13 protein-coding genes are annotated in these 10,950 nt (G+C 63.6%); 10 read left to right on the top strand and 3 right to left on the bottom strand.

The window, feature by feature from the left end:
- The 3 genes from EOA85_RS16050 to EOA85_RS16040 all read left to right on the top strand — a co-directional run.
- On the top strand, nucleotides 1-1,044 hold a 1,044-nt coding region (locus EOA85_RS16050; protein ID WP_164759692.1), incomplete at its 5' end, for a beta-L-arabinofuranosidase domain-containing protein.
- A 155-nt stretch (nucleotides 1,045-1,199) separates the two neighbouring features.
- Nucleotides 1,200-2,318 carry a hypothetical protein gene (locus EOA85_RS16045; RefSeq protein WP_245485801.1) on the top strand — a complete coding sequence of 373 codons (1,119 nt, stop codon included), beginning with the start codon at nucleotides 1,200-1,202 and terminating at the stop codon, nucleotides 2,316-2,318.
- Nucleotides 2,305-2,937, top strand: coding sequence for a hypothetical protein (locus EOA85_RS16040; RefSeq protein WP_127210278.1), 633 nt, complete (start codon nucleotides 2,305-2,307; stop codon nucleotides 2,935-2,937). The genes EOA85_RS16045 and EOA85_RS16040 overlap by 14 nt, the downstream gene beginning before the upstream one ends.
- Here EOA85_RS16040 and EOA85_RS16035 read toward each other — a convergent pair.
- From EOA85_RS16035 to EOA85_RS16025, 3 genes are read right to left on the bottom strand one after another with little or no spacing between them, the layout of a single operon-like run.
- Nucleotides 2,934-3,317: a GtrA family protein gene (locus EOA85_RS16035; protein WP_240992489.1), complete on the bottom strand. Its 384-nt coding sequence runs from the start codon at nucleotides 3,315-3,317 to the stop codon at nucleotides 2,934-2,936. The two genes, EOA85_RS16040 and EOA85_RS16035, sit on opposite strands and share 4 nt — an antisense overlap.
- Before the next feature lie 49 nt (nucleotides 3,318-3,366).
- Complete coding sequence (locus EOA85_RS16030; protein WP_127210277.1) at nucleotides 3,367-4,059, bottom strand: class I SAM-dependent methyltransferase; 693 nt, start codon at nucleotides 4,057-4,059, stop codon at nucleotides 3,367-3,369.
- Nucleotides 4,034-5,095 (bottom strand): glycosyltransferase family 2 protein, encoded by a 1,062-nt coding sequence (locus EOA85_RS16025; RefSeq protein ID WP_245485799.1) that lies wholly within the window; start codon nucleotides 5,093-5,095, stop codon nucleotides 4,034-4,036. The genes EOA85_RS16030 and EOA85_RS16025 overlap by 26 nt, the downstream gene beginning before the upstream one ends.
- A gap of 22 nt (nucleotides 5,096-5,117) precedes the next feature.
- Here EOA85_RS16025 and EOA85_RS16020 point away from each other — a divergent pair, with 22 nt between their 5' ends.
- The 7 genes from EOA85_RS16020 to lpxK form a co-directional block, all read left to right on the top strand.
- A complete protein-coding gene (locus EOA85_RS16020) occupies nucleotides 5,118-5,327 on the top strand; it encodes a hypothetical protein (protein ID WP_127210275.1) in 210 nt (69 codons plus the stop codon).
- Between the two features lie 115 nt (nucleotides 5,328-5,442).
- Nucleotides 5,443-6,786 (top strand): TldD/PmbA family protein, encoded by a 1,344-nt coding sequence (locus tag EOA85_RS16015; RefSeq protein WP_127210273.1) that lies wholly within the window; start codon nucleotides 5,443-5,445, stop codon nucleotides 6,784-6,786.
- Nucleotides 6,773-7,579 (top strand): 3'(2'),5'-bisphosphate nucleotidase CysQ, encoded by an 807-nt coding sequence (locus EOA85_RS16010; protein ID WP_127210271.1) that lies wholly within the window; start codon nucleotides 6,773-6,775, stop codon nucleotides 7,577-7,579. Before EOA85_RS16015 ends, EOA85_RS16010 begins: the two co-directional genes overlap by 14 nt.
- A gap of 76 nt (nucleotides 7,580-7,655) precedes the next feature.
- Nucleotides 7,656-7,901: a DUF4170 domain-containing protein gene (locus EOA85_RS16005; RefSeq protein ID WP_029354097.1), complete on the top strand. Its 246-nt coding sequence runs from the start codon at nucleotides 7,656-7,658 to the stop codon at nucleotides 7,899-7,901.
- Between the two features lie 5 nt (nucleotides 7,902-7,906).
- Nucleotides 7,907-8,695, top strand: a complete 789-nt coding sequence (locus EOA85_RS16000; RefSeq protein ID WP_029354095.1) for a lysophospholipid acyltransferase family protein — start codon at nucleotides 7,907-7,909, stop codon at nucleotides 8,693-8,695.
- Nucleotides 8,692-10,008 (top strand): lipid IV(A) 3-deoxy-D-manno-octulosonic acid transferase, encoded by a 1,317-nt coding sequence (waaA, locus tag EOA85_RS15995; RefSeq protein ID WP_127210269.1) that lies wholly within the window; start codon nucleotides 8,692-8,694, stop codon nucleotides 10,006-10,008. Before EOA85_RS16000 ends, waaA begins: the two co-directional genes overlap by 4 nt.
- Before the next feature lies 1 nt (nucleotide 10,009).
- On the top strand, nucleotides 10,010-10,950 hold a 941-nt coding region (lpxK, locus tag EOA85_RS15990), incomplete at its 3' end, for a tetraacyldisaccharide 4'-kinase (RefSeq protein ID WP_127210267.1).

Below are 10,950 nucleotides of genomic sequence, written 5' to 3'. Positions count from 1 at the left end.
GCGCTCGACCGGCTGTGGGACGATCTCACGAGCAAGAACCTCTACGTCACCGGTGGCATTGGACCGTCGTCGCACAATGAGGGTTTTACCGCCGACTACGACCTGCCCAATGACACCGCCTATGCCGAGACCTGCGCTTCGGTCGGATTGGTGTTCTGGGCAAGCCGCATGCTCGGCATGGGTCCGAATGCCCGCTACGCCGACATGATGGAGCGAGCTCTCTACAACGGCTCGATCTCGGGTCTGTCGCTCGACGGCTCGCTGTTCTTCTATGAAAATCCGCTGGAAAGCCGGGGGGAGCACAACCGCTGGAAATGGCATCGCTGCCCGTGCTGTCCGCCCAATATCGGGCGCATGGTGGCTTCGATCGGCAGCTATTTCTACAGTCTGTCGGACGATGCGCTCGCCGTCCATCTCTATGGAAACAGCACGGCTCGTTTCGATATCGCGGGGACGCAAATAGAGCTGACCCACGCCAGCAATTATCCGTGGGACGGGGCAGTCTCGATCACGATCGAGCCCGAGGCGCCGACCGAGTTTACCTTGCACCTGCGCCTGCCAGCCTGGTGCCGCAAGGCGGTGCTCAAGGTGAACGGGGAGGCAGTCGATCTGGGTAGCGTAACCAACGACGGCTATGCCGCGATCCGGCGCGAGTGGCGCAAGGGTGACCAGGTCGAGCTCGACCTCGAAATGGCCGTCGACCGTCTCTACGCCAATCCGGAGGTGCGGCAGGATATCGGCCGCGTCGCGCTTGCCCGCGGTCCGCTGATCTATTGCGTCGAGGAGACCGACAATGCCGGCCAGCTGCACCGCATCGCCTTGCCACGGACGGCAAACATCGAGGCGCGTGAGGAGCCGAACCTGTTGGGCGGCGTCGTCACGCTCTCGGCAGTTGCCGAGAAAGAGGCCTTTGAAAACTGGAAAGACGGGCTCTACCGCACCGAACCACCGGCGGTGGAGGAGACGAAAGTCACCGCCGTTCCCTATTTTGCCTGGGACAACCGCGATCCCGGCGAGATGCTCGTCTGGCTGAGAGACTCGTGATCCGGGGACGAAGATGATGCCGCCGACGAAAGGGATGTCTTGAATTTGCCCCGGCGGCGCTAATTTAGAGGGGAGAGTGGCGCCAGCCACTCGAATGGGTGGAGGCAGAGTTGGCGCTCGAAGATGTCGCGCGTGCGAGCGCTGGCGCTCGCGCCATGTTCCTGACCGCCGCAGCGGTGCCGTTGCTGTTCGTGATCAGCGGACTGGCCATTCGCTATGCAGCATTTGCTTCTGTGTCGGAGGAACCAGGTTTCGCGGCTTATGCCCGCGCGCTCTGCCGCTGGGATTGCGCCTGGTATATTGACATCAGCGAACAAGGTTACGAGCGCTTTCCCATTCCAGACCACAGCAATGTCGGTCGCTGGGGCTTCTTCCCGCTCTACCCGATGCTGGTGGCCGCGATTCGGGTTATCTTCCCTTTCCAGACGATACTGGTCGCCACCATCACCTCCATTGTCTGCAGCTACGGCGCCTGTCTGGTGGCATGGCCGCTGCTCGAGAAGAACATGCGGGCCTATGTGCTGTATTGCGCTTTTCTGCTGAGCGGCCCGTTCTCCTTTCACTTCACGACCTTCCTGAGCGAACCTCTTTTCGTGCTCCTGACCTCGTGCGTTTTTCTGGCGCTCAAGCGCTCCAGCTATCTCGCCGCTGGTATTTCATCCGCGCTGCTGTCGGCGACCAGGCTCGTCGGGGTCTTCGTCGTATTTGCGACCGTGATTCAAATGTTCAGGGAGCACCGCGAGCAGGGCGGATCGACGCTGTCTTTCCCGCGCTGGGTGCTTGGCCGGCCGGATCTGCTGGTCGCTGTCCTCATCTCGCCTGCCGGTTTGTTCGCTTACATCCTGTTTCTTTACCTTACGGTCGGGGACGGCTTTGCGTTCTTGCACATCCAGCGCGCCTTCGGACGAGTGGCCGGCAATCCGCTGGTCTTTCTATGGGACGGACTCTCAGCTGTTCCGACCACCGGATGGCTGCCCACGGCGCCGCAATGGAGCGCGCTGGCCGCGATCACCGGATTGGCGCTGTCGGCCGTTCTGGCGGCTCGAAGACAACATGGCGCGGCACTCTTCTGCGCGCTCTGCATCATCCTGCCGCTGATCACCAACCTGGCCTCGATGGTCAGATATGTCGTTGGGCTTGCGCCTCTGACAATGTTGCTCGCCGTCCTGTTGTCGGCGTCGAGGCTCATTTGGCTCGCAGCTTTGGTTCTCTTCCTCGGCGCCTGTTATTTCACGACGGTGGCGTGGATCGGAGGCTACCTTGCCTTGGTCTGACACTCTGGGGACTTACAGACGCGCCGCCTCGCTCGGCGGCTACGTGCTCGCGGCGGTTCTGGCCGGGTCCGAGATCGTCATCCTAACGCTTGCTCTCAATCCGAACGTCAATGCCGATTATCGTGCATATTACATCGACCGGACGACGACCTGCCTCAACCGCGATGCCGTCGGCAGCTACACACTTGGCCAGACGATATCGTTCCGGAACGACGGCGCCAAGCAGGCAGCCGGCATAAAGGTCTGCGGCTGGTCGGGACCCGTCGCCGACGGCACCCATTCCCTGGGCGAGACCTCGCGGCTCCGCGCGAAGATACCGCCGCTGCGCAACGGGCTGGCAGCCACGCTGCAGATGGCCGCCGTCATTCGTCCTCCACAGATCACGCAGAGGGTTGTGATCTCGGTGAACGGTGTTCGGGCGCATGCGGTGACGCTGTCTGGCAAAGAACCCCGAACCGTCTCGTTCGTCATTCCATCGGCGGCGCTCGGCAAGGCCGATACACTCGAAATTGCCTTCGATTATCTCGACGGCATTCCGCCAACTCCGGCCGCCAGCAACATCTATAAGCGCTCCATCAAGCTGGTGTCGTTCCGGCTGGATGCCATTGAGGTGGATTAGGTAGAGCGGTCGCCTTGCTGGCCGGGTCTACGCTGCGCAAAAACCCATCGGTCGAGCATGAGCAAATTGACCGCTGGAATAAGCAGGCATGTAACCAGAATGGCAATGATGGGCGGCAGGCCGAGTTTCGCGGTCAAAAGCGCCGGCGCCGCGTAAGCCACGGCGAAGCCTGTCGCCGTCAGCAGGAGAAAACGTGCAGCTTCCGATCGGTGCGATCCGCTCGACATGAACGTTACTGACTTATGGGCGAGATACGAGAACACGGCAGCCGCGGCGTAAGCTGCAAGCGATGCTTGGACGGGCGAGAAGCCGATCCATTCCGATTTGACCAAACCGATAGCCAAGGCAGCATACAGGATTGTCGCGGCGATGCCGACCAACCCGAAGCGGGCCAGCAGCTTCAGCCCGATGCGGGCGGTCGAACGGCCCTCAGACATACGCACTGCACGCGTACTGGGCTCCAAGCGGCATGTGCGCGAGCACGCGTTCGAGTCTTCGGGCGAAGGGCCTGGCCGAGGGCAGCAGCAGGAAATGCTCGGATCGGATATCGCTGAAGCCCGTCTCCTGAAAGAGGGACCTTGCTTTGGCCGCGTTGAGCAGGACCGCGTCCTGGTCGAATGGACACCGCAACACCGCAAGACGCGTCAGCAGGTTATAGGGATTGTGTTCGATGATGCAGGCGACGCCGCCCGACCGCACCACGCGCCGCATCTCCCGGAAGAAATCGAGCCAGGAGACGGGCGGAACGTGATGAACGACGCAACTGGCGAAAGCCAGATCGAACACGCCGTCCTCGTAAGGCAGACTCAGCGTGGTACAGGCGCGATAGGTCACACCTGGATTGTCCTGGCCGGCGCGCAGGATCGATTCTTCCGAGACGTCGCAGCCATCCAGGCGCTCGAAGACGCCTTCGAGATAAGGGTGGAGCGACCCGACGCCGCAGCCGACATCCAGCGCCCGCACACCGGCACCACCCTGCCGAAGCCTTCGCTCGACCACGAGACGCCGCAGCAGGTCGGCCTTGGCGATCAGAAAGAAGTCGTGCTTGAGTCCGGAAAACCGGATGGATCCTGCGACCGCCTCGCCATAATTTGATTTATAGCTGTCGAAGAGTTCGGCCATCGGCCGAGGCTCCGTTTCTGGGTTTCCGAAACGATCGACGGCTATCACCCGGGGTGGCAGCACGCACTGCCGTGTCGAAGCCGGCGACCCGATCGATCACGTAAAGCGGACGGCGTTTGACCTCGGCGTGGATACCGCCGACATAGAGCCCGACAACGCCGGTCATGAAAAGATTGATGCCGCAAAGGAGCGACACGATCACCACAGTGGATGTCCAGCCGGCAATGATGCCGGTTTCAAAAATCCAGGCGAAGATGGCGAAGGTACCGAACACCAGCGCAAGCGCGGAGATGGCCAATCCGCCCCACAGCGCCATGCGCAGCGGCTTCTCGGAGAAGCTGACGATGCCGTGAACGGCAAGGTGCATCATCTTCCAGAATGGGTATTTGGTCTGGCCAAGGGTCCGCGCCGGGCGTTCGAAAGGCACCGCCGTCTGCTTGAACCCCATCCAGGCGAACATGCCCCTGACGAAACGATCATGTTCGGGCATTTGCTTGAAGGTTTCCAGAGCCTTGCGCCCGACCAGGCGAAAATCGCCGACGTCGCGCGGGATGTCGACCGACGTCATCTTCTCCAGCAGGCGGTAGAAGAGACTCGCCGTCAAGCGCTTGAACCAGGATTCGCCCTCACGCTTGACACGGCGGGCATAGACGATCTCGAAGCCCTCCTTCCACTTCGCCACCAGATCGAGAACCACCTCCGGCGGGTCTTGCAGGTCGGCATCCATGACGATGACGGCATCACCCGCAGCCGCGTCCATGCCGGCCGTGATCGCGACCTGGTGGCCGAAATTGCGGGAAAGCTCGATCAGCCGGAAGCGCGGCTCGACGGCGACGACGTTCCGAAGGTATTCGACGCTTCCATCGATGCTTCCGTCATCGACAAAGATCGCCTCAGCCTCGCCGTCCAACCGGCAGATCAGCGAACTGATCCGCTCGATCAGTCGAGGCAGCACCTGTTCTTCATTGTATATGGGAAGGACCAGCGAGTACAGCGGCGGCGACACGTTCACCGCAGTCCTGATGCTTTGGATCACAGAGTCTCGCATGCGATTGAAAATGGAACGCAAGCTACAAAGTTCCAAGGACACACAAGAAATCGCTAAATTTAGCGGTTTCGGGCAGGTGCCGATCATGAGTGGAAAGGACAAGGGCGTTACCGCAATCGCACGTCCGCATATGGTCGGAGAACGGCGTCAAAGGGCCATCGGCCAGTCCGAAATCGCTGCGAAGCAGCCTTTGAGGACCCGCTCCGATCATGCCGCTTAAAGCCGAGTGTCTGCTGGCCGATCTATCCTGCTTGCCACTTCTGCCATTGCACAAGCCACATCGGAACAATAGATGGTGCGGAGCGGCTGCCCGGCGGGAAAACAGGACTATGCACATGACCGATACGCTGGACTCAGCGAAATTGACCGACCGCGTCGCGGCCCTGGTCGAAGCTGCCAAACGGGCCGGCGCCGACGCCGCCGACGCGGTTGCGGTGCGCGGCCGTTCGACCGGCGTGTCGGTGCGGCTTGGCAAGGTCGAGGGCACCGAGGCGTCCGAGAGCGAGGATGTTTCGCTACGCGTCTTCGTCGGCAAGCGGGTGGCGAGCGTCTCGGCAACCGCTGCCTCCGACCCGAAAGTGCTAGCCAACCGCGCCGTGGCGATGGCGAAAGTCTCGCCGGAAGATCCCTATCAGGGCCTCGCCGATCCGGCCTCGCTGGTCAAGAAGCCGCGCGACCTCGACCTGTTCGATCCGACGGAAGTCTCGGCCGACCAGTTGAAGGAAGCGGCGCTGGCCGCGGAAGCGGCGGCCCTTGCCGTCAAGGGCGTTACCAATTCGGCCGGCAGCGGCGCCAGCGCCGGGCTTGGCGGGCTGGTGCTCGCCACCTCGCACGGCTTTGTCGGCCACTACGTCGCGTCGCGCTTTTCGCGCTCGACCAGCGTGATCGCCGGCGAGGGCACCGGCATGGAACGCGATTATGAATTCTCCTCGCGCCAGCATTTCTCCGACCTGGACGCGCCCGAGGACATCGGCCGCAAGGCCGGCGAACGCGCCGCGCGGCGCATCGGCGCGCGCAAGGCGGCGACCGGGCCGGTCGATGTGGTGTTCGACCCGCGCGTCGCCCGCGGCATTGCCGGTCATCTCGCCGGCGCCATCAACGGCGCGTCCGTCGCGCGCAAGACCAGCTTTCTGCGCGACATGATGGGCAAGCAGGTGGCGGCGGCCGCGATCACCGTCACCGACGAGCCGCTCCGGCTCCGCGGCCAGGCGTCGCGTCCGTTCGACGGTGAAGGCATCGAGGGCGAAAAGCTGCTGATGGTTGAGAAGGGCGCTTTGAACCACTGGTTCCTCTCAACCTCGGCCGCGCGGGAATTGGGGCTGACCACCAACGGGCGCGGTTCGCGCAACGGCTCCTCCGTCTCGCCGTCATCAACCAACCTCGCTATCGAGCCGGGCGAGCGGACGCCCGAAGACCTCATCAAGTCGCTCAAATCAGGCTTTTACGTCACCGAAGTGTTCGGCCAGGGCGTCGACATGGTGACTGGCGAGTACAGTCGCGGCGCTTCCGGCTTCTGGATCGAGAATGGCGAGCTCGCCTATCCGGTTGCGGAAGTGACCATCGCCTCGAACCTGAAGTCCATGTTCCTCAACATGGTTGCGGCGAGCGATCTCGATCGCAATTTCGGGACCGCCGCACCAACGCTTCTGATCGAAGGCATGACCCTTGCCGGAGCTTGACCAGGTCACCTCCGCCGGGGCTCGCGAGGATCTGCCACTGCTGCGCGACGCCGCCCGCGAGGCGGGCGCCATCGCCATGCGCTATTTCGGCAACAATCCGCAGGTGTGGATGAAGGGCGGCACCTCGCCGGTGAGCGAGGCCGATCACGCCGCCGACGCCTATCTGCGCGAAACCTTGCTTGCAGCGCGGCCGGACTATGGCTGGCTGTCGGAGGAGACGGCCGACGATCCGGCAAGGCTTGCCGCCCGCCGCACCTTCGTCGTCGATCCGATCGACGGCACGCGCGGCTTCCTCGAAGGCCTTCGCTCCTGGTGCGTCAGCGTCGCGGTGGTCGAAGACGGTCGCACCCTTGCCGGCGTTCTCGAATGTCCCGCCACCGAGGAGACCTATTGGGCGCTGCCCGGTGAGGGGGCGTTCCTGAATGGCCGTCGCATTGCCGTGCGCCGCCCGACAGCAAAGGTCGAAATCGGCGGGCCGAAGCCATTGATAGGGCTGATGCCGGCGGAATGGCAGGGCCGGCTGAGCCGCGTGCCCTATATTCCCTCGCTCGCATACCGGCTGGCGATGGTCGCCAATGGCAGGCTCGACGCGACCTTCGTCAAACCCAACGCCCATGACTGGGACATCGCCGCGGCGAATCTCATCCTGCGCGAGGCCGGCGGCGCATTGCTCGACCAGAATGGCCGCGCACCGCGCTATGCCGGCGAAGTGATCCACCACGGCGCGCTGGTTGCCGGCAGCGGCGAACTGCTTGCCGTGCTCTCCGGCATCATCGCAGGGCTGGACGGTTGAACATATCATCAATGGTTCCAAAGTCGGCGGCTTTGGTCTAGACCTGTCACAAACTCACGATATGTGAAGGACCGACATGACCGCGGAAGACGGAAAGAAGCAGCTTTTGCACCTGGTGTTCGGCGGCGAACTGAAGACGCTGGGCGGGACAGAATTCCGTGATCTCGACGCGCTCGACATCGTCGGCATCTATCCGGATTATCAATCGGCGCAAACGGCGTGGAAAGCCAAGGCCCAAGCCAGCGTGGACAACGCCCACATGCGTTATTTCGTCGTTCACCTGCACCGGTTGCTCGACCCCGACAACAAGGCCGCCGGTTGACATTGATGGATCATGAAGCCGTGAAAGGGCCGCCCACGAGGTCCGCGGTAAGGGGGCGCCGCGGTGGCACCTCGAAGACATTCTGGCGCAAAATACGCGAACCGCTGGCGCAATCGCGATTCGTCAAGAACGCCATCGCCAGCCTATTTGCGCAGTTCGTTCGCATCATCCGCCTGACCAACCGTGTCGTCGACGGGTCGGCGCAGATGTCGGGCGGCGCCTACTCGCAGTTCGAACCCATCATCATCGCGCTATGGCACGGCCAGCATCTTCTGACTCCGGCCTACTATCCCAAAGGACGGCCGCTGGTCGCTATGGTGTCGCGTAGTGCCGATGCCGAGCTCAACGCACTGATGATCGAGAAATTCGGCATCGAGGCGGTGCGCGGCTCGGGCGGACGCGAAAGCTCGAAGCGTCGCGACAAGGGCGGCGCCACAGCGCTGATTGCCCTGAAAAAGTCACTCGCCACCGGCAAGAACGTCGCCATGATCGCTGATATTCCGCATGGCACGCCGCGCGATGCGGGGCTTGGCATCGTTCTCCTGGCGCGGCTTTCGGGCCGACCGATCCTGCCCGCCGCCATCGCCACCAGCCGCCGCAAGGTGCTGGAGCGCAGCTGGGACAAGACCACGATCAACCTGCCGTTCGGCCGCTCCTCGATTGTCGTCGGAGCGCCGGTTTTCGTTCCGGCCAATGCGGATGAGGCCGAAATGGAACGCAAGCGCCAGGAGGTCACGGCCGCGCTCAACGCCGCGACCGCCGAGGCCTATCGCCTCGTGGATGGCTCAAAATGAGCGAGCGCTGGGCGCGCACCTTCCTGACGGCGTATCGTTTCGCAGGCGCAGTCGCCTACCCGCTGATCGGACCCTATGTCGCCTGGCGCACCTCCAGGGGCAAGGAGGACCGAATTCGCCGGCGCGAACGCTATGGCATCGCCGGGCGCGAACGCCCCGAGGGACCGGTGATCTGGATCCACGCGGCGAGCGTCGGCGAGACAATTGCCGTCGTGCCGCTGGTCGAGAGCATCCTCGACTACGGCGTCAACATCGTGCTGACGACGGGGACTGTCACCTCCGCTCAGGTTGCCGACGAACGGCTCGGCGATCGCATCATCCACCAATATGTGCCGCTCGACCTCAAGCCGGCGGTCAGCCGCTTCCTCGACCATTGGCGGCCGGATCTGGCGATCATCGCCGAATCGGAGATCTGGCCGATGACCATCCTGGAGCTCGGCGCGCGCCGTGTGCCGCAGGTGCTGGTCAATGGCAGGCTGTCGGACCGTTCGTTCAAATCCTGGAAGAAACGCGCCAACATCGCCGAGGCGCTGTTCGAGAATCTCGCCCATGTTGTTGCCCAGTCGGATGTCGACGGCGAGCGCTTCCTCTCGCTCGGCGCCCGGCCGGTCACCGTATCCGGCAATCTCAAGGTCGACACCACGCCGCCGCCGGCCGATGAAAGGACGCTGTACACGCTGAAGCGCCAGATCGGCGCCCGACCGACCTGGGCGGCCATCTCGACCCATGACGGCGAAGAGGTGGTCGCTGCCGAGGTTCACGCGATGCTGCACAAGCGTCACCACGGTCTTTTGACGATCGTCGTGCCGCGCCATCCCGATCGCGCCGAAGCGCTTGCCACGCAGATTTCCGGCATGGGCCTGAAAGTCGCTCGGCGCAGCAAGGGCGACCGGATCATCGCCGATACGGACATTCTGCTCGGCGACACGATGGGCGAGATGGGGCTTTATCTCCGGCTGACAGAGATCGCCTTCGTTGGTCGTTCGCTCACCTCGGAGGGCGGCCAGAACCCGCTGGAGCCGGCCATGCTCGACACGGCGGTGCTGGCCGGCCGCAATGTCCAGAATTTTCGCGAAACCTATCAGCGCCTGCTCGACAGCGGCGGCGCCAAGCTGGTGCGCGACCGCGACATGCTGGCCGGCGCCGTCAATTTCCTGTTGAGCAACGAGGTGGCTCGCCATGAGATGATGGCGGCCGGCGCGGCGACCGTCGACGAGATGCGCGGCGCGCTGGCGCTCACGTTGAAGTCGCTCGAACCCTACATTCAGCCGTTGGTCGTCAAGTCGCGCCTCAAGGGCGCCAACGGCCGCTAAAATGGCCAGCGAAGCGCCCCCCTTCTGGTGGGAAGAACCGGACTGGCGGGCGCTGGCGCTGGCGCCGCTGTCCGCGATCTATGCGCTCATTGCCGGCCGCCGCATGCGCTCAGCAGCGCGCGAAAAGGTCGAGGCGCCGGTGCTGTGCGTCGGCAACTTCACCGTCGGCGGCACCGGCAAGACGCCGGTGGCGATCGCCCTTGCCCGGCAGGCCAGGCGCATGCAGCTCAATCCCGGTTTCCTGTCGCGCGGCCATGGCGGCTCCTTCGCGCAGCCGCATGTCGTCGATCCGCATCATGACGCCGCCAAGCATGTCGGCGACGAGCCGCTGCTTTTGGCCGAGCACGCGCCGGTCGCAGTGACGCCGAACCGTGCCGCCGGCGCGCGCCTTCTGCTGGAAAAGCATGGCTGCGATTTCCTGATCATGGATGACGGTTTCCAGAGCGCGCGCATCCATATCGACTATGCGCTGGTCGTCGTCGATGCACGCTACGGCGTCGGCAACGGCCATGTCATTCCTGGCGGTCCGCTCAGGGCTGATATCGTCGACCAACTGGTTTTCACCAGCGCGCTGCTGAAGATGGGCGAGGGCCTTGCTGCCGATGCGGTCGTCCGCCAGGCGGCGCGTGCCGGCCGGCCGATCTTCGAGGCGCGTACACGGCCAAGCAGCAAGGCGGGGCTGGCCGGCAAGCGATTTCTCGCCTTTGCCGGCATCGGCCATCCCGACAAATTCTTCGACACGGTCCGTGAGGCCGGCGGCGAGATTGCGCTGACCCGGTCGTTTCCGGACCATCATTTCTATGGGGAGGACGAGCTTGCCGAACTGGCAACGACAGCGCGAGGTGCCGGACTTGGCCTCATCACCACCGCCAAGGACGCCGCCCGGCTGCGCCATGATGCCGCGTCCGCCGATTTCCTCGGACAGCTCGATGTGCTGGAGAT

The organism is Mesorhizobium sp. M5C.F.Ca.IN.020.29.1.1 (assembly GCF_003997375.1).
Classification (GTDB): domain Bacteria; phylum Pseudomonadota; class Alphaproteobacteria; order Rhizobiales; family Rhizobiaceae; genus Mesorhizobium; species Mesorhizobium wenxiniae.
This window is presented reverse-complemented; position numbering and strand designations above follow the sequence as displayed.